This is a genomic window from Pseudoruegeria sp. HB172150 (assembly GCF_013184805.1).
Taxonomy (GTDB): Bacteria; Pseudomonadota; Alphaproteobacteria; order Rhodobacterales; family Rhodobacteraceae; genus Psychromarinibacter.
In genome coordinates this window covers 1317375-1335709 of the sequence record NZ_JAATNG010000001.1, presented here as the reverse complement: position 1 = coordinate 1335709, position 18335 = coordinate 1317375, and the positions used below count along the sequence as shown (strand labels likewise).

At 59.1% G+C, this 18335-nt stretch carries 14 protein-coding genes and 2 tRNA genes; 2 read left to right on the top strand and 14 right to left on the bottom strand.

Annotation, left to right across the window (positions count from 1 at the left end; all coding sequences use genetic code 11):
* Nucleotides 1–101: 101 nt before the first annotated feature.
* The gene (locus tag HCO70_RS06510; RefSeq protein WP_172294191.1) at nt 102–785 is read right to left on the bottom strand and encodes a recombinase family protein; all 684 of its coding nucleotides are present in this window, start codon (nt 783–785) and stop codon (nt 102–104) included.
* Between the two features lie 642 nt (nt 786–1427).
* Between HCO70_RS06510 and HCO70_RS06505 the strand changes: the two genes are divergently transcribed.
* A complete protein-coding gene (locus tag HCO70_RS06505; RefSeq protein WP_172294189.1) occupies nt 1428–2729 on the top strand; it encodes an MBL fold metallo-hydrolase in 1302 nt (433 codons plus the stop codon).
* Nucleotides 2730–3097: 368 nt separating this feature from the next.
* Here HCO70_RS06505 and HCO70_RS06500 read toward each other — a convergent pair whose 3' ends face one another.
* From HCO70_RS06500 to tgt, 13 genes are all read right to left on the bottom strand, one after another.
* On the bottom strand, nt 3098–6397 hold the full coding sequence (locus HCO70_RS06500) for a hypothetical protein (protein WP_172294187.1): 3300 nt from the start codon (nt 6395–6397) through the stop codon (nt 3098–3100).
* 456 nt (nt 6398–6853) lie between these two features.
* On the bottom strand, nt 6854–7246 hold the full coding sequence (locus tag HCO70_RS06495) for a hypothetical protein (protein WP_172294185.1): 393 nt from the start codon (nt 7244–7246) through the stop codon (nt 6854–6856).
* 471 nt (nt 7247–7717) lie between these two features.
* On the bottom strand, nt 7718–8128 hold the full coding sequence (locus tag HCO70_RS06490; protein ID WP_172294183.1) for a hypothetical protein: 411 nt from the start codon (nt 8126–8128) through the stop codon (nt 7718–7720).
* Entirely contained in the window at nt 8121–8654 is a 534-nt protein-coding gene (locus tag HCO70_RS06485; RefSeq protein WP_172294181.1) for a hypothetical protein, read from the bottom strand. Before HCO70_RS06485 ends, HCO70_RS06490 begins: the two co-directional genes overlap by 8 nt.
* Nucleotides 8651–8917: a hypothetical protein gene (locus tag HCO70_RS06480; protein ID WP_172294179.1), complete on the bottom strand. Its 267-nt coding sequence runs from the start codon at nt 8915–8917 to the stop codon at nt 8651–8653. Before HCO70_RS06480 ends, HCO70_RS06485 begins: the two co-directional genes overlap by 4 nt.
* 551 nt (nt 8918–9468) lie before the next feature.
* The gene (locus tag HCO70_RS06475) at nt 9469–9999 is read right to left on the bottom strand and encodes a hypothetical protein (RefSeq protein WP_172294177.1); all 531 of its coding nucleotides are present in this window, start codon (nt 9997–9999) and stop codon (nt 9469–9471) included.
* A gap of 272 nt (nt 10000–10271) precedes the next feature.
* Nucleotides 10272–10347: transfer RNA gene (locus tag HCO70_RS06470), tRNA-Val, on the bottom strand.
* A 52-nt stretch (nt 10348–10399) separates the two neighbouring features.
* The gene (soxR, locus tag HCO70_RS06465; RefSeq protein WP_172294175.1) at nt 10400–10879 is read right to left on the bottom strand and encodes a redox-sensitive transcriptional activator SoxR; all 480 of its coding nucleotides are present in this window, start codon (nt 10877–10879) and stop codon (nt 10400–10402) included.
* A 299-nt stretch (nt 10880–11178) separates the two neighbouring features.
* Nucleotides 11179–11253: transfer RNA gene (locus tag HCO70_RS06460), tRNA-Val, on the bottom strand.
* A 21-nt stretch (nt 11254–11274) separates the two neighbouring features.
* Complete coding sequence (locus HCO70_RS06455; protein WP_172294173.1) at nt 11275–11667, bottom strand: HU family DNA-binding protein; 393 nt, start codon at nt 11665–11667, stop codon at nt 11275–11277.
* Nucleotides 11668–11857: 190 nt separating this feature from the next.
* Nucleotides 11858–14269, bottom strand: a complete 2412-nt coding sequence (lon, locus tag HCO70_RS06450; RefSeq protein ID WP_172294171.1) for an endopeptidase La — start codon at nt 14267–14269, stop codon at nt 11858–11860.
* 209 nt (nt 14270–14478) lie between these two features.
* Nucleotides 14479–15567 (bottom strand): alkene reductase, encoded by a 1089-nt coding sequence (locus tag HCO70_RS06445; protein ID WP_172294169.1) that lies wholly within the window; start codon nt 15565–15567, stop codon nt 14479–14481.
* A gap of 88 nt (nt 15568–15655) precedes the next feature.
* Nucleotides 15656–16786 (bottom strand): tRNA guanosine(34) transglycosylase Tgt, encoded by a 1131-nt coding sequence (gene tgt / locus HCO70_RS06440; RefSeq protein WP_172296185.1) that lies wholly within the window; start codon nt 16784–16786, stop codon nt 15656–15658.
* A gap of 85 nt (nt 16787–16871) precedes the next feature.
* Between tgt and rimK the strand changes: the two genes are divergently transcribed.
* Nucleotides 16872–18287: a 30S ribosomal protein S6--L-glutamate ligase gene (gene rimK / locus HCO70_RS06435; protein ID WP_172294167.1), complete on the top strand. Its 1416-nt coding sequence runs from the start codon at nt 16872–16874 to the stop codon at nt 18285–18287.
* Nucleotides 18288–18335 lie beyond the last annotated feature (48 nt).

Genomic DNA, 18335 nt, shown 5'->3' with positions numbered 1-18335 from the left:
GCGACATTCAGATGTTGGCGCGTTCATGCTGGCCGCCGTTAGGCGGTCGGGTCAGACATGCCCAAGAACGATGTATACTGCGATCAGTAGAACAAGTGTCACTAGCTGCATAGTTGTGCCTCTTGGCGCTTGAGCACCTTCCCGACAGACACATGCGAGAGCTGGTGGCCATCGGCTTTCAGCGCAGCGCTGATCTCCCTCAACGTCATGCCGCGTTCTTGCATGGCAACCATCGACTTGATGGCCTCCTGTTCGGCGGGGATCGCTTCCAGTATGGCATCACGGCCTTTCCCGAGCTTCCGGTATCCGAACGGTGCAGAGCCACCTATATGGCCGCCAGCGGCCTTCTTGGCCGCCCTGCCCTCCGAGACACGTTGGCGAAGGATGTCACGTTCAAATTCAGCAACCATGCTGAGGATACCGAACAACAGCTTGGAAGTACCGTTCTCTGTCACAGGGTCCGCGCCGAAGTCGGCGATAATCAGTTGTATTCCCAGCTTCTTCCATTCCTCGACGGTCGAGAGCGCGTCAGCGCTGTTTCGGAATAAGCGGTCGATCTTGTATGCGATGATCGTGTCACCGGGTTGGACGGTGGCGAGCATGTCAGCGCCCGCAGGACGTTCACAGAGAGGCGTTGCACCGCTGATTCCGGCATCAGTGAAGGTTCGGGTGACCACCAAGTCACCTATAACTGCCGTTGCCAAGCATTTACGGCTTTGTTCATTGAGGGACGTTCCCTCGATCTGATCAAGGCTCGAAACTCTGCGATAAACATACGTTTCCATACTGCCACCACCTTCTCCTAACGCCTCGCCGGTTCCTAACTGGGTCGGAGGATTATCTCCTAGCATTCTGGGAGGCTAAGGCGGCGCTCTCAAAAGCGCCTCCTGTTAACCGAAATGACGACAATCAGCTTAACCGATTCTGTTAATCTCGTATACGTGATTTACTATTATTGGCCGAAAATAATTGTCTTGACTCGACTTCAGCCGAAATAAGCCGATTCGGCATACTATCGCATACCCAACGTCACCATAGAACCGATACGGACCTATTCTCCTGCAGTTTCGAGAAGATCGGAATGGCGGTTGGTTTAGGCGGAATTTCAAAATTGTGATTTGATCTTGCCAAAACGGAAAAACGTCAAAACGTCAAAACGTCAAAACGGATTGCATCTTGGTTCGCGATTAAGCCAAGATAATTTGAGAAATTATTGCGCAAAACTCGTAACGGTGAACTTTTATTTCAACCAAGTCTCCCGCAGCGACTTAATGTTGGTTTTTCACCGTCGGCAGTGTGACCAAACAAAGGTGCTCATCTGACCAAAACTCCGACACAATCGAAGTATTTCGCCTTTACTAACAGGTTGGAACAAGGCTGAATCAACTGCTAAATGTGGTTGAGAAACGGAAAGGAAAGATCGTCACGTGGCTGAAATCTGTATAGTACATCAATTCTATCCGGTCGGTCAGGGGCTGTTCACAACTGGATCAATAAGATTCACACCACCATCGAAAAGAACTGGGCGGAGCTTCAAATACCAAGGAAAGCCTGAACCGCATCACCTTGGGCCTTACCTCTGGGTTTATGACTGTGGCTCCACCACTTCAAAACGCCTCGTTACCAACGCAATCGAAAGAGTAAAAATCGGCTGTGCCGGTGAGAGAATTGATCTATTGACAATATCGCATTTCCACAATGACCACATTAGCGGTTTGGTCGAATTACTCGGACAAGTTGGCGCCAAAACTGTTATGCTGCCGTGGGCTCACCTGTGGCGTCGTCTATTGATTGGCTTTGATCAGGGACTTCGGGAGGATGATGCTGAGATGCTGTTCTTCGTCGATCCGGTCTTGTACCTAACACAAGAAGCCGACGGCCGTTTTGATCGTGTGTTGTTTGTTCGACCGTCCGAAGGAGACGGACCGCCCATCAGACCCGAACCCATCTTCCCACCTCCGACATTGGAAGATTCTGAAGATCGGGAAAAGGATGACGGGCCCGGTGACGGCATTTCGGAGTCAGGTCTGAATGACTTGGACGTCTCTGGGAAGAATTCAGTTGAGCGAGTAAGGATACTTGAATCCGGAAAATCCATCCCGGTACTTCATGGGGTGTGGGAGTTTGTGCCCTATAACGATCCAGACACATGTCCGAAAGATGCTAAGGGGTTCGCCAACATGGTGTCTTACCTTCGCGAGAGTTTACTGAATAGTGCCGATGATGATCGTGAAGAAGCCCTTGCGAAATTAAGGCGGTACTATGAGGCGCATTTCGGTCGCGCCTCAACTAATGAAGTCAGCTTGATGCTTTATGGCGGCGCCGTTGGCACGTGGAAAGGACAACGATTTTGTGAGTGTGATTGGCCATATCACCGACTAATCGGCACATGTGGTTGTTGGAAAGAATTCGAAACGAGAGGGGCAATCCTGTTGACCGGCGACGGGAACTTGAGCAACGCGTCGAAATGGAACAATCTGAAGAGCTATCTCAATGCTGGCCGCGCAGTAGGAACTAGCGTCTTTCAAGTAGCTCACCACGGAGCGCTTGCGAATTGGCACGACGGACTTGCAGCGGCAGTGTTGCCATCAAACAGTGTCTTTAGCTCTGACCCTCGCCATAATTACGGCCATCCACATGCAGAAGTGCTGCGCGATTTTTGGCCGTTCCGTCCAGTTCAAGTCGATCAGCATTCGGGCTTTTCGGTGCACATGTTTCTAGATCGCTAGGCTTCGCTGGTGCTGGTAGGTCTGTGCGTATGCCGGGTAGTGCCTCCAATTTTTCAGCGAGCGCCGCACAATAAAGGTGGCGAAGTCGTGGTTCTGTGCAAAAATGCACTATAAGTAGCCTCGCTCCCTAAAAATACTTAGATCACAGAGAATCCTTCAAACACCTACCAGCGGACTAAATCCTACCAGTTGAACCATTACCCATCTGAAAACATTAAGAAATAGTTGCTGGTAGGTGGCTGGTAGGTCGCTGGTAGGTTCGGACCTACCAGCGCACACATCGCAACAAATCATCGGCGGGCGCAAAAAACGCGGGTGGGAGCCACACCTACCAGCCACCTACCAGCAGGCGCTGACGCGCCCCAACATCACTCGAACGGCGGCAACTGCACCAGTTCGTACAGCGCTCCATGCTGATCATCACGTACCTTTTGAACCTGATACCGCCCATGCTGGTTCTCGCTATCGGTCTTGCTGGCGTCCCATTCGCGAACGTCGTCAGTAAGTCCAGCCACCATCTGAGACACGGATTGCTTGGCCTTCTCAGGGTAGAAAATAGCCCCGTCACTGTCTGCTTTGACCCATCCGAGGTTCTTCAGTGCGATTTCGTGTTCGTTCAGAAGATCCCGGATCGCCACAACATGATGGTCGGCGTATTCGTACGGAATGAACTCACCCGCATCGTTCTTGATCTTTTTCGGCGGCGGTTGGGTTCCCCATGCACGGAACAGGACACCTGCTTTGCCACCGGGCACGGCGTGATGTGCGGCAATGGCGGCATCCAGCAAAGCGGAAGTCGGCTCTTCCGTCTTGGCAATAGCTTTCAGCTTGCCCCGGTTCTTCATAAAACCGCGAATGCCTGCGGCTTCCAGAATGCCACCGATCACCTCTGCGTGGGACTTGAAGCCTCCCAGCGACTGCCCTTCCCATTTCGGGCAGCCCTTAGCCTTCCAGTTTTGAACAAGCACCAGCAAGCAGTACAGATATTCGCCCGCATGCCGGGGGATGTGGTCGCTCAGGTTAAGGCTAAACTTGCGGTCTTCCGGGTGCTCCATCTTCGGGTCGAGTTGGATCAAGAGCGTCCGTTCGGCAAGCTGTGGCGACAACGCCGTCTTGTTTCCCGTGGCACCCCACGTGATCTTCACCGATGCCTTGATCATGGCGGAGTGGTTCAACCGCCGGGCCTTGTAGTACGGATAGGCGGTCACAACGGAGGCGGCTTCGTCGGATTCAATTTCACCCGCCGACGACAGATTGTCCAAAAGGCCGTAGGGTGCGCCTTCATCCAACATAGAAACGAAGGTTTTAACCACCTCCGCCTTCGAGTCCGGCAGCGCCATCGGGTCCACATAGTCCAGCGTGGCGATGTATCCCATGTGCATCAAAATCGTCGTCGCGCCGGTCCGAGGTTTCATCTTGCGCGCAAGGTGGATCGGCGTCGGTCCCGGAATGATATCCCGACAAATCGGCGTCAGTCCAAAGGACACCAGATGACAAAACGACGGAACGTCGTCGCCGTTCTCAAGAGCCGCGTCGAACTCGTCGGCCGTCATTCCGTCCAGCGGAAACTCCCGAAACGGCACGGCCAGCTTCCGCACTGCGTCGTGCACTTCGTCCTCTGTCGGTTCCTCCGGTATCTCGGGGATCGTGACACCGGGCTTCGGCTGAAAGAGAATCCCACTTTTGTGGTATCCGGCCTCGCGAACCAGTTCACCTTCGGCGCCGCAGACCGGCGCGCTGACAATGCGGTGGATCGGCGGATACTCCGTCAGATCCCCCTGAAATATGCGGTTTACGATGCCTTTCGGGGCCTCGACATTTTTCAGATCGCCCTTCTCGTTCTCCCGATAGAAGTCAATCCGATCCTCGATCCGAGCTTTCAAGCGTTCAGGCGTCGTCTGCTGAAACCGCAAATTGGCGTTCTCATCGGTTTCGACAGTCACCAATCGCCCCATGTTGTGAAACAAGACAGGATCGTCACCTTGATCCGTCATGACCTTCCGAACGTCATCGCTATTGGCCCGGAAGTTGTTCAAGATGATTTGCGGGTTTTGGCCATCCGCCGAACCGCCTTCAGCGATCATTTGCGATCCAGTCTTGGCCTCCTTAATGCCTGTCGCGACAAGACGGCGCACACTCGTTTTGCGCTGAGAAACTCGGGCGCTGATGTCGTCAATCAGCCGTTCCAAAAAACCTTCGTCTTCACAGAACTGCGCCACGCCTTTCGCAGCGCTCACGATGGCCGAGTCTTTAGACTTCTTGTCGAGTGTAGCGGCTACGTCTTTGGGTTCGGGCTCCTGATCTTCATCCGGCAGCGGTATGCACCATTCCTCGTCGGTCAGGATGGATTCCTCGAACCAGCCATCTTCCAGCATCTGCCGGACGAATTCCAGCTTGTTGCGGCCTTGGCACGAATCGTGCCGACAGAAAATGGTCCAGTAACCGGCTTCATTCTCATCCGGATTCATCGCCATGGTGGCGGTGCCATCCGGCTTAGAGTGCTCGTGTTCAAACGGACACTCTAGGTGCACGGTACCGGGGCGTTCGCCGCCTGCAACGCGGACCTTGTCGTGAGCGAAAGACTCAATGACGTCGGCAGCCAGCCACCGCTCTTTATAGTCGCGATGCCACGCGTTCAGGTCGAAGCTGGACTCGGTCGTGAACTGTTCACGCTGAGCTTTGTGGTCACCACCAACAGCCGCAAAGGGATCGGCATCCCCACCACGGTTGCGAACGTACTTGTCCTTGGAATAGGGCTCGATGTCTTCGAAGCGCAGCGGGCGCCCCTGCACAACGGCGCTGTACCAGTCTTCTGCATCCGGCGCGTGGCGTGGTGTGAAGAACAGGCGGTTCACATCGGCGCACGTGGAGTCGAAGGACACGCCCAGCATGTTCACGGCGACGCCTGTAACCGCGTCCGCCCACACGTCCTTCCATTCCTTAACGGTCGGTGCGAGGTCAGCCAGTTCAACCGGTTCCCACAGCGGCAGGATCACGCGAAACTTGTCCAGCGGACGCGTTTTCAGGATCGTCTTCAACCCGTCTTTGGTCTGGTGGCGGAGTTCTTCGATCTCGATTGTCTCGATGAAGTCGTCGTCGTAGCGATCCTTGTGGTGCTCGCGCAGATACATCTGAATCTGCGTGCGATTCGGAGACTCCTTGAGCTTGAGCTTGCGCATGATGTCGTCATGCTTGAGCGTCAGCGTGTCCTTGCCGTGACTGTGCGACGTGTAGACGATAGCGAAGAGCCCAAGGTCTTCCAGCTTGTCGAGCACGAAATCCAGCGATGCACCGGAGTCGATGTCGAGTCCGACCGCATACATGGTCTTGATCGCACTATCCGTCCGTGCGCCGTCGATTGCATCCACCAGAACGATGGAGGCGCCCTCTTTGCTCTTGTTCTCAGGGTGACGCGTCAGGCCCCACGTTCGCTTGCCTTTTTCCGCGCCTTGAAGCCAAGCCAGCAACGGCATTTCCACGCGCTTCCAGTCGCCGTCTTGCGTGTTGCGCCGGTCGCGGGCGCCGTAGAGGTCGCCAGTCATACAGACGAACGGTCGCGCCAACATTTCCTGCATGTTGGGATGGTCTGTCCCGAGCAGTTCGGCGTCGTTCATGTACTGGGGCTCAGACTCGATCAGCTCGAAGTCGTCATTGGAATGTTTGTTCATAGTCTTCTCCATAAAGATGCCGCTGCCGTATCTGACGGCAGCCAACACCACCGCCGGACCATCCGACGGCATCGACCATGATGTTTTCGCTCCCGCTTAGACGCGGGCGCGAAGCATCATGATCTAGGAGAAGCGATGAAGAGCATTCTTAGCCGTTAACCCTTGGTTTTCGACCATATACAGCTTGAACTTTTCGGCGATATACTGTATATAGATCGTGTTCATAGTATAAGACCGTCGCCCTTCTAGCCGGGGGCGGCGGTCTTCTTGTATCTAGCGAGCCGATTCGCTCGAGTCAATGATTTGCAGATTCAGCTTTTCGCACGCTCGTCAATCATAATTTGGCACATTGCAACCCACCTGACTACATCCAGCGTGCCGCAAAGAACCTCCAACGACATATTGAAAAGAGTCTGCGAATTTGCGTGAGTATTATTACCAACCTGATAGTATTCGTTACCCATCATCGTACCATTCGGACAGGATCTTCGTTGGAATTGTCACGTCCGGCTGACGCCGGTGATGAAAGGCTGCCGCGCTGTGACCAGCCAACTTGAGGGCAAGATTCACAGTCGCTGCGCCGTACTTCTTCTTCAATTCCCGCGTGTCCAGCTTGACACCGCTGGCAGGTCCGCCTGTGATCTCGAACACGTAGACGTCAATTGCTTCAGCTAAACTGAAGATCGTCGCGAGGCTGCCAAGGTTTCCAGTGTCCGCGTAGGCAATCGCCTCCGCCAGCGCGGCGCGACGATCCTTTTCGCAAGGTGCGGCGAATGGGTCTTTTGGGTCGCTCAATGCCTCGGTCAAAGAGACATGGACCTTTGAGCGTTCGTAGGGGGTTAGGTACATTCAAGTTGCTTTCATTGAGGCTCCTGTCGGGTGGAGTGGTGTCAAGATGTCGGGAATGCAGAGGTGAGCCCTGCCGCGATAATACAAGTCGGATGCGGCAGGGCTCACTGAGTGCCACGGGACGTGGACGCTCAACATGTTAACTAGTTATTGCCGCGTTTGATTGGAATAGATGAGCCCGAACTTTTGCGACGTCGCGCATCGCGGCGACACGCCAGACAACCAGTACCCCGACCGGATTTCTCGCTGCGCAGTCGGCGCGGAGCGATGTGTCCGTTGGCGCACCGGACGCCCGTGAAACAGTGATGAAGGCCAAGCTCGCGGGCCTCATCTTCCGTGACCACCCGGAAGGCTGATCCGCGCCCGTCGCCGACGTATGTGGCCGCAGGGTCGTAATGGATCGGGCCGAATGCGCCCAGTGCCTGCGTCGAGGACAGAGGACAAGCAGGGCCGGACCAAGGTGCCTTCCAGTCACTGAGCTGCATGGCGTGCCTTCGCGATCCGTTCCGCCATGGCTAGGGTGTCAGGCGTCTGCGCACGTGCGTTAGCACGCGAAGTCGGAAGTATACCGCCACAGGCTGGGCATATGCCATTCTTCAGGGCGAGAATGGTACGCTTCGCCGCGAAAAGGTTGTGTCCCGCATCGCTCATGTCGCACTTTGCACCTCCCGGCGTCGATGGAGATTGCTCTTCAGGCAACTCCATACCTGCCAGCTTCGAAAGCGTACTGCTAAGGATGTCGATGCTTTCGGCGAGCTGGCGAAGGGTGTTTTCCGCGCTCTTCCCGCGTACCGTTTTCAGCTTCGCAGTCAACTGCCGGACCGCGCCGCTTTCGCTTTCAGCGATGCGAAACAGGGCCGCAATGGAGGGGTCGTTACTCATCGTTCGCTGCCTCCCCGCAAGTGCACGTCGGCATCATGATAGCGTCAAAAACCTGTTTCTTGAATGCTGGGTCCACGAGCTTGTCCCCATAACTCACCGCTCCTTTCCGGCGGGCGCGGCCCACCCGACCGACGTGTTTGAGAGCCACCCGACTGAGCTGCTGGGCGATCTTACGGTGGCCGGTAGCAGTCGCCACATCGCAGCTCTGCATCAAGTCACGCGTGATCCGGTCCAGCAGTGCACCAATGTCGTCGCCTCGGATCTCGGGCGGAGGATTCTCGTCTTCTGCGGCAAGGGCGAGACGCGCCTGTTCCTCGCGTAGGAATTCGATCCGCGTTGCATGCTTCTTTGCCAGAGCCCCGGCGCTGGCCCGGATCGAACCGGACAGCGCCTCACCGTCGGGAGGCACCCGCCCCTGTATCGTGGCATAGGCGAGACCAATACCCATGCCGTCTACTGCAATCAACCGAGCAAACTGTTCATGTTTCTGGTTTTTTAGCGGAAGCGCACCAATATCCTCGGTCATATTCGCTGCCCAAAATAGGAACGGCGGAAGGTGTCGAGAGGGCGACCCAATTCTCGGAGGGCGGCAGATTTAGCAGCGTCCCAGTTCAACGCGGCATGCTCGAATGCATGCACCACGTCTTCGCAGACGTAGGCCGTACTCGCCCCGGCACCCTTCCGGACGCGTCGGATCTTCGGCTTGACCATATTAACGAAACCGCGAACGCAACTTTCGCTTTCAGCACACACTTGGGTAATTTCGGCAATGGAGACGTACATGGTCATAGGTCGCACTCCGGGACTGCCATGCCCATGAGCTTTTTCGCGCGTTCGGGTGACCAGTGCTCGGGGGCGAGCACGCGTTTCAGGTGTCGGATGGTTGAGCGAGGGTCGAACCCGTTCTTTTTTGGCACGGGGTATCCCCCATCCCGCCGGTGAATGCCCTTTGCTGTTGGGACACATCCAGTGAGGCGAAGCAGTGCGCCAACATCGTTGCGGCTCACGTGCAGCACATCTGAAATGTGGCTGATAGTGATGTACCGTGGTTCAGTCATCGCCAGCCACATCCAGCCGTACCGTACGTGCCGCCGGGCGCGCTCGTGATCGGAGCACCAACTCTTGCGGGCCGTTGAAGAGATGCGCCGCCACTACCCGACGCAACCAAACACAGACGGCGTCCACATCGTAGCCTCGCTCTTGGCCGCGACCGACTCCGCTTGGGATGCGGGCCGTTTCAGCCCGAGGGCCACCGGTAAACGAAATGACCTTCCGTGAGACGTCGACTCGGGGGCCGTATCCGAGGGCCAAATTGATGTCGCTTGCCGATACGTACTCCATCAGTTGTCGTCCGCTTGGAGAAGGTCTCGCAACGCACGATGCGCCTTCAGTCGCTCGGCACCGCTGAGGTGCTGGACAGCACGTGTGAGGTCTTCGATAGTCGGCTCCTTTTGGCCCGTCGTTTCGGGATCATTTCGGCCTTGGTGGCGCTTCGGAAGATCCATCCCTGCGGCACGTGCCTTTTGCATCCGGTTGGCGGGGCGGAGGCTTTGTATTTCCTCGACCGCTGCTGCATCTTCCGCTTCGATCCGTTGTCGGACCTCTTCCAACTCGCGCGCCTTTTTGAGACGGGGGAGGGATTCTTCGATCTCCTGCCGAACGTTCATGAGATAGCTGTCGTCCGTCCCATTGAGCGCTACGTACGTGCGAACGGACCGCAACCCCATCAGTTCGGCCTTGGATATGGTTACGCCTTGATCGGCCAGTTCCGCCAGCAAGCGGTCGGACGTAACATCCCAGAGGGATTTCAGGGCTTCGTTGCCGGGAATGGTGAGCATATTTCGAAAGCTATCGACATTTTTGTCGAACATTTTTGGTTTCCTGTCGTGGGAATATGGATGTGGAGGACAAGGGCCAGCGCCACGCGGGAGAAAGCACCGTGTGTTGCTAAACAGTAACACTACTGTGGCATATATGTCAATACGCGGACACGGAACGGTCGCGAGATGTGTCGATTCTTCTAGCGCAGAGCCCCATCACATCAGCAAAAAGTGATCGGAGATTACCATGGAAATTTGGGGGAACTACCATGGATTCCGCGCCCGGATCGAGAAATTATCGTTTGTTTTCAATGGAAATAGGATGGTGGGTGATGAGAGACTCGAACTCCCGACATCTTCGGTGTAAACGAAGCGCTCTACCAACTGAGCTAATCACCCGCCGCGACGCGCCTGATAGCGAAGCAGCGCGCTGCGCGCAAGGGTTTGCGGATCAGGGCTGCGGAATGCCCTCGCGTTCGCGCCGGGCGCCGATCCAGCGGCGCGGGCCCGGACCGTTGCGGCCGAGCGTGTCGGCCGGGTTGTAGAGCGGGCAGTTTTCCACCGACAGGCAGCCGCAGCCGATGCAGGCGCCGATCTGATCGCGCAGCCGCTGCAGGAGCGCGATGCGGTCGTCGAGCTGTGCTTTCCACGGTTCCGCCGCTTCGGCCCAGTCGCTGGCCCTGATAGCGCGGTCGCGCGGCAGGCGCGCCAGCACATCGCGGATTTCCGACAAGGGCACGCCGACCGATTGCGCCACGCGGATGATGGCGACCCGGCGCAGTTCGCGCCGGTCGTAGCGGCGGTGGTTGGCGGGGGTGCGCCAGCTTTCGATCAGGCCCTCGGCCTCATAGAAATGGATCGTGGAGACGGGCACCCCTGCCCGCTCGGCGAAAACACCGACGCTCAGGTCGTTGGAAACCGGCTTTTTCATCGCTTGACCTCAAGTTGGCTTGAGGAACTACACCACGATCTCCGGGCCCGACTCAAGGGGGCCAAGTCAGGGAGAGTAATCGTGTGGACGTGGAATTTCAGCGAATGGCTGTTGGAGCGGTGTCGGGACGCGTTTCGGGTCCCGCTGCGGCGCGACATCGATGCGGCGTTCTCTGCGCATGTGTGGCGGGACATAGGCCTGGTGAGACGACAGCAGGAGACCGGCACCGGCCCCTGGCGCATCGTGTCCGACAACGGACACCCTGTGCCGCGCCTATGGCACGTTCCCTAGCGGGTGAATGGTGGGTGATAAGAGATTCGAACTCCTGACATCTTCGATGTGAACGAAGCGCTCTACCACTGAGCTAATCACCCGGCCGGGGCTGTCATTTAGCGTCACTCGGCAGGCTGCGCAAGGGGATCTTCGTCCGACTCTTCGGCAGCGCGGATCGCCTGTTTCGAACGGCGCAGGCGCAGTTCCACGACCTCGGCATTCTCGAGATTCCGGTAGTTCTTGACGATGCCCTTGCCGAATGGCTGCAGGTTCAGCGTTTCGCCCCGCGAGAGCGCGTCGCCCAGTTCCTTGAGCATCGCTTCTACCACCGGCTTGGCGGCACGTTTCTTGATGCCGGACGCTTCGACGACGCGATTCACAAGTTCGCGCTTCCCCATGACTTTCGGTCCGTCCGCCGTATCGGCGATTTCCGGCAATTCACTTGTGGTCTCGGCAGTCACCGACTTATCGATTTTGTTGGCAGTCGGTTTGTGCGCGGTTGTCTTTCTGGCCATGACACCCCCAGCTAATCCGATGTTTGCAATTGCAGCGAGCTTACACCCAGAAATTAACTATTTCCACCTTTCACTTGTGTACGAGTCCTAAATCTAGACCGGTGAACGAATATCCACCGAAGATACAGTGATTTGCCCAAAAGAAAAGGCGCCCCGGAGGGCGCCTTCTTGTTTGCAGCTGCGGCACAGGTCAGTGCGCGACGGCACCGGGCGCATCTGGCTGCGGATTCATCGCGGCGCGTGCGGCCGCGGCCTCTTCCTCGGCAGCCTCGTCCCATTCGATGGGCTCCGGCTTGCGTACCAGCGCCTTGTCCAGCACCTCCGCCACGGTCGAGACCGGGATGATCGTGAGACCTTGCTTCACGTTGTCCGGGATCTCGGTCAGGTCCTTCTCGTTCTCCTGCGGGATCAGCACCGTGGTGATGCCGCCCCTCAGAGCCGCAAGGAGTTTCTCCTTGAGACCGCCGATCGGCAGGACGTGGCCGCGCAGGGTGACCTCGCCAGTCATGGCGATGTCCTTGCGGACCGGGATCTGCGTCAGGACCGACACGATGGAAGTCACCATCGCGACACCGGCGGACGGGCCATCCTTGGGCGTCGCCCCTTCCGGCACGTGCACGTGGATGTCCATCCGGTCGAAGCGCGGCGGCTTGACGCCGATGGACGGCGCGATGGCACGGACGTAGCTCGACGCCGCGTCGATCGACTCCTTCATCACGTCGCCAAGCTTGCCGGTGGTCTTCATCCGGCCCTTGCCCGGCAGGCGCAGAGCCTCGATCGACAGCAGGTCGCCGCCAACGGAGGTCCAGGCCAGACCGGTCACGACACCGATTTGATCGTCCTTTTCGGCCAGGCCGTAGCGGAATTTCCGGACACCCAGGAAATCATCCAGGTTGTCGGAAGAAACCTCGACCGTCTCGGCTTCCTTCTTGATCAGCCTGGTCACCGATTTCCGGCAGATCTTGGCGATCTCACGCTCCAGGTTCCGTACGCCCGCTTCGCGGGTGTAGTAGCGGATGATGTCCTTAAGCGCGCCGTCCGTCAGTTCGAACTCGCCCTTCTTCAGGCCGTGGTTCTTGATCTGCTTCGGGATCAGGTGCTGCTTGGCGATCTCGGACTTCTCGTCCTCGGTGTAGCCGGCCAGCGGAATGATCTCCATCCGGTCCAGAAGCGGCCCCGGCATGTTGTAGGAGTTCGCCGTGGTCAGGAACATCACGTTCGAGAGGTCGTATTCCACCTCGAGGTAGTGGTCCGTGAAGGTCGCGTTCTGTTCCGGATCCAGAACCTCCAGCATCGCCGAAGCCGGGTCGCCACGGAAATCCTGGCCCATCTTGTCGATTTCATCGAGCAGGATCAGCGGGTTCGTGGTCTTGGCCTTCTTCAGCGCCTGGATGATCTTGCCGGGCATGGAGCCGATATAGGTCCTGCGGTGGCCGCGGATCTCGGATTCATCGCGCACGCCGCCAAGCGAGATGCGGATGAACTCGCGCCCCGTCGCCTTGGCGACGGACCGGCCCAGCGAGGTCTTGCCCACGCCCGGAGGGCCGACGAGGCACATGATCGGCCCCTTCAGCTTTTTCGACCGCTGCTGCACCGCGAGATACTCGACGATGCGTTCCTTGACCTTTTCCAGGCTGTAGTGGTCGTCGTCCAGGATCGCCTGGGCGCGGTGCAGGTCCTTCTTGACGCGGGACTTGGTGCCCCACGGGATCGACAGCATCCAGTCGAGGTAGTTGCGGACCACGGTGGCTTCGGCCGACATCGGAGACATCGAGCGAAGCTTTTTCACCTCTGCCTCGGCCTTTTCCTTGGCTTCCTTGGACAGCTTGGTGTTCGCGATCTTCTCTTCGAGTTCCGCGATCTCGTTCGCGCCGTCTTCGCCGTCGCCCAGTTCCTTCTGAATGGCCTTCATCTGCTCATTCAGGTAGTACTCGCGCTGGGTGCGCTCCATCTGCGATTTGACGCGGGTCTTGATCTTTTTCTCGACCTGCAGAACCGACATCTCGCCCTGCATCAGGCCATAGATCTTTTCCAGCCGTTCGGCGACGGACAGCGTTTCCAGAAGCTCCTGCTTCTGGTCGACCTCGACGCCGAGGTGACCGGCCACGAGATCCGCAAGCTTGTTCGGCTCGCGCGTCTCGGCCACGGCACCGAGGGCTTCCTCGGGGATGTTCTTCTTGATCTTGGCGTAGCGCTCGAAGTCCTCGGCGACCGATTTCACCAGGGCCACGACGGTGGCGCGATCGCCCGGATCTTCCTCCAGCACCTCGGCACGCGCCTCGAAGAACTGATCGTTGTCGAGGTAATCGTGGATACGCACGCGGCTGCGCCCTTCGACCAGCACCTTCACGGTGCCGTCGGGCAGCTTGAGCAGCTGCAGGACGTTGGCGAGAACGCCGACCTCGAAGATTCCGTCGGGAGTGGGCTCGTCTACCCCGGGATCGACCTGGCTCGACAGCAGGATCTGTTTGTCGTCCTGCATCACTTCCTCGAGCGCGCGCACGGATTTCTCGCGCCCGACGAAGAGCGGTACGATCATGTGGGGGAAGACCACAATGTCGCGCAGCGGCAGAACTGGGTAAGACGGAAATTGTTCAGACATGCTCTTTCCTTGCTTGGCAAGACGGTCCTGGCCCCGATAAGCGGCGACACTCGTCCGTCTCCGGTCTTGGCCTCAAGATCTGGGGCTTCTGCCCTTCTGTTTCAACCATACCGGCGTTCCGTTCCGCCCACTCTGACTCTCATGAGCCTGTTCGGCAAGGGCCGGAATTCCGGAGGGCGCAACGCCAAAGCGCTGCGCCCGGGGTTCGTTCAGGCAACCTCCAGCGCCGGATAGTCGGTAAATCCTTCCGCGCCGCCGCCGTAGAAGGTGTCGCGGTCGCCCTCGTTGAGCGGTGCGTCGCGCTTCAGCCGTTCCACAAGGTCCGGATTGGCGATGAAGGGCCGGCCAAAGGCGATCAGGTCCGCCTTGCCGGATTCGACCGCTTTCATGGCCATTTCGCGGTCGTAGCCGTTATTGGCCATGTATGGGCCATCGAAGAGCCTGCGCAGTTCGTCGATGCTTTCGCCCTCTGCCAGCTCACGCGTGCCGCCTGTGGCCCCTTCGACCATGTGCAGATAGGCGAGGTCGAAGCGATTCAGTTGCGGGATCGCGTAGCCGAAGGTTTCCATCGGATCGGCGTCGTCTATGCCGTTCGCGGGGCTGAACGGCGACAGGCGCAGGCCGACCTTGCCGCCGCCGATTGCGCCGGTCACGGCCTCCATCACGTCGAGCAGCAGACGGGCCCGGTTTTCGGGCGTGCCGCCGAACGCGTCGTCGCGGCGGTTGGCGCCGGTCTTGAGAAACTGGTCGATGAGGTAGCCGTTGGCGCCGTGCACCTCGACACCGTCAAAGCCTGCCTTCATCGCCATGTGCGCGGCGTGGCGGTAATCGTTGATGACGCGCGGCAACTCTTCCAGCGCAAGTGCGCGGGGCGGCGAGGTTTCTTCGAATCCGTTGGCCGTGAAGGTCTTCACGCCGGCGGCCAGTGGCGAGGGCGCGACGGGCTGCTGGCCGTGCGGTTGCAGCGACACGTGGCTGATGCGGCCGACATGCCAGAGTTGGACGACGATCTTGCCGCCTTCGGCATGCACGGCGTCGGTCACCTTCTTCCAGGCGGCGGCCTGTTCCTCGGTGTAGATGCCGGGGGTGGCGAGGTAGCCCTTGCCTTCGGGGCTGATCTGGGTGGCCTCGGTCACGATCAGACCGGCGCCGGCGCGCTGGCGGTAGTACTCGACGTGCAGGTCGCCGACTTCGCCGGTGTCGTTGTCGGCGCGGTTCCGGGTCAGCGGGGCCATGACGACGCGGTTGCTCAGCTCGATGTCACCTGCGGTGAATGGCTGGAAAAGGGGGTGGGACATAACCGGTCTCCTTGGATCATTCTGTCCAGGCAGACCTATGGGCTCGCTGCACCGCGGCAACCCGGCGTGGCCGGTTCCCCGGCGGAGCCTAGAGCGGCTCTATGTCGCCCATCTCGCGCATTGCATTGAATTCGCTTTCGAATTCGGTGAAGCGCCCTTCCGAGATGGCGGCACGCATACCGGCCATGAGTTCCTGATAGTAATGCAGGTTGTGCCAGGTCAGCAGCATCGAACTGATGATCTCCTGCGATCGGAAAACATGATGCAGATAGGCGCGGGAATAGCGGCTGCAGGCAGGACAGGTGCAATGCTCGTCCAGCGGGCGCGGGTCGTCCTGGTGGCGGGCGTTCTTGATGTTCACGACGCCCCGCCGCGTGAAGGCCTGGCCGGTGCGGCCGGATCGGCTGGGCAGCACGCAGTCCATCATGTCGACGCCGCGCTTGACGGCGCCGAGGATGTCGTCGGGCTTGCCGACGCCCATCAGATAGCGCGGTTTGTCCTCCGGAAGCATGCCGGGCGCGTAGTCGAGGACACCGAACATCGCCTCCTGCCCCTCGCCCACGGCAAGGCCGCCGATTGCGTAGCCGTCGAAGCCGATCCGCGAAAGGGCTTCGGCGCTTTCGCCGCGCAATTCCTCGGTCACCCCACCCTGCTGGATGCCGAAGAGCGCATGCCCCGGACGGTCGCCGAACGCGTCGCGCGACCGCTGCGCCCAGCGCATCGAGAGGCGCATCGACGTTGCGACGGTCTCTTCATCAGCTGGCAGCGCGGGGCATTCGTCGAAGCACATCACGATGTCGGACCCGAGAAGACGCTGGATCTCCATCGAGCGTTCCGGCGTCAGTTCGTGCTTCGAGCCGTCGATATGCGAGCGGAAGGTGACGCCTTTTTCGGTCAGTTTCCGCAGTTCGGCCAGCGACATCACCTGGAAACCGCCGGAATCCGTAAGGATCGGACGCTCCCAGTTCATGAATTTGTGGAGCCCGCCGAGGCGGTCGATCCGTTCGGCGCCGGGGCGAAGCATCAGATGATAGGTGTTGCCGAGCAGGATGTCGGCACCGGTGGCGCGCACCGACTCGGGCATCATCGCCTTGACTGTCGCAGCAGTGCCGACCGGCATGAAGGCAGGTGTCCGGATCTCTCCGCGCGGGGTCGAAATCGCCCCGGTCCTCGCCTTTCCGTCCGTCGCTGTTACTTGAAAGCCAAAATTCGACGCCATGTTGTACCCTGTCATGCCCGGCTGCTGGCCGCATCCGGCCTTTTCGGGCATTTGCCGCACGAAGCCAAGCCGTCCAGGACCGTACATGCCCGAATCTCACAGCCAGCACGATCCATTCCGCCTGGGGTGGGAAGAATGGCTTTCCTTCCCGAAACTCGGTCTGCCGGCGCTTAAGGCAAAGATCGACACCGGCGCCAAGACCTCGGCGCTGCATGCCAGCGATATCGAACCTTTCGGGCCCGCCACCAAACCGAAGGTGCGGTTCCAGGTCCATCCGATCCCGGGCCAGTACAACGTGGCGATCCCCTGCTCCGCCACCATCACGGACCGGCGCGATGTCACCTCGTCCAACGGGGAAACCGAGTTCCGTTATGTGATCGAAACGCCGATGTCGATCGGAGGGCGTGAATGGCCGGTTGAGGTGACCCTGACCGACCGTGGCCAGATGGCGTATCGTGTTCTCGTGGGACGTCAGGCGCTGGCCGAAGACATGATCGTGGTCCCGACGGAGAGCTTCTGCCAGCCGGCGCTGGACTTCGACGTCTACCACTCTGCAGAGCTGCGCGACGTGGTGCCCGACCGGATCCTGCGCATTGCCGTGCTGAGCCGGGAACCAGCCAACTATTCCACCACCCGGCTGGTGCACGAGGGCGAAAAACGCGGCCATGTTGTCGAGGTGATCGACACAACGCGGTGCTACATGGCGATCAACACGCTGGCGCCGGAACTGCATTATGACGGCAAGCGCCTGCCGCGCTACGACGCCGTCATCCCGCGCATCGGTGCGTCGATCACCCCCTATGGCACCGCCGTCGTGCGCCAGTTCGAGACGACGGGCACATACTGCCTGAACGGGTCCGAAGGGATCACGGCGAGCCGCGACAAGCTGCATGCGCATCAGATGCTGGCGAGACAGCGGATCGGCATGCCGGTGACGGCCTTTGCGGCGTCTCCGAAGGATACCGACAACCTGATCGGGCTGGTGGGAAAGACGCCCCTGATCGTCAAGCTGCTGGAATCGACACAAGGCAAGGGCGTCGTGCTGGCGGAAACGCCAAAGGCCGCACAGTCCGTGATCGACGCGTTCCGGGGACTTCGTGCGAACTTTCTCGTGCAGCAATTTGTCAAGGAAGCGGCGGGCGAAGACATCCGCTGTCTCGTCGTCGGTGGCAGGGTCGTCGCCTCGATGAAGCGGACCGGGGCCGAGGGCGACTTTCGCTCGAACCTGCACCGGGGCGGCACTGCCGTGGCGGTGAAGATCAGCAAGACGGAACGGGAAACCGCCGTCCGGGCGGCGCGTGCGTTCAAGCTGGGGCTGGGCGGTGTGGACCTCTTGCGGTCCGAGAGCGGGCCGAAAGTTCTGGAGGTCAATTCCTCGCCCGGTCTCGAAGGGATCGAACGCGCGAGCGGCAAGAACGTTGCCGGCCTGCTTTACGAGCATATCGAAAAGCAGGTCCGTCCGGCGCCGGTGCGGAGACCCCGTACCCGCGCGGTTCAGTGACGCGATCCGCCGGGCCGTTGAGGAAATCCGGCCCGGCGGCTGCGCCGT

Coding starts and splice junctions, on each gene's coding strand:
- HCO70_RS06445 (WP_172294169.1), bottom strand. CDS start 15,567: ATGTCCCACCCCCTTTTCCAGCCATTCACCGCAGGTGACATCGAGCTG.
- HCO70_RS06485 (WP_172294181.1), bottom strand. CDS start 8,654: ATGACCGAGGATATTGGTGCGCTTCCGCTAAAAAACCAGAAACATGAA.
- HCO70_RS06495 (WP_172294185.1), bottom strand. CDS start 7,246: ATGTACCTAACCCCCTACGAACGCTCAAAGGTCCATGTCTCTTTGACC.
- HCO70_RS06480 (WP_172294179.1), bottom strand. CDS start 8,917: ATGACCATGTACGTCTCCATTGCCGAAATTACCCAAGTGTGTGCTGAA.
- soxR (WP_172294175.1), bottom strand. CDS start 10,879: ATGAAAAAGCCGGTTTCCAACGACCTGAGCGTCGGTGTTTTCGCCGAG.
- HCO70_RS06510 (WP_172294191.1), bottom strand. CDS start 785: ATGGAAACGTATGTTTATCGCAGAGTTTCGAGCCTTGATCAGATCGAG.
- rimK (WP_172294167.1), top strand. CDS start 16,872: ATGCCCGAATCTCACAGCCAGCACGATCCATTCCGCCTGGGGTGGGAA.
- HCO70_RS06490 (WP_172294183.1), bottom strand. CDS start 8,128: ATGAGTAACGACCCCTCCATTGCGGCCCTGTTTCGCATCGCTGAAAGC.
- HCO70_RS06455 (WP_172294173.1), bottom strand. CDS start 11,667: ATGGCCAGAAAGACAACCGCGCACAAACCGACTGCCAACAAAATCGAT.
- HCO70_RS06475 (WP_172294177.1), bottom strand. CDS start 9,999: ATGTTCGACAAAAATGTCGATAGCTTTCGAAATATGCTCACCATTCCC.
- tgt (WP_172296185.1), bottom strand. CDS start 16,786: ATGGCGTCGAATTTTGGCTTTCAAGTAACAGCGACGGACGGAAAGGCG.
- lon (WP_172294171.1), bottom strand. CDS start 14,269: ATGTCTGAACAATTTCCGTCTTACCCAGTTCTGCCGCTGCGCGACATT.
- HCO70_RS06500 (WP_172294187.1), bottom strand. CDS start 6,397: ATGAACAAACATTCCAATGACGACTTCGAGCTGATCGAGTCTGAGCCC.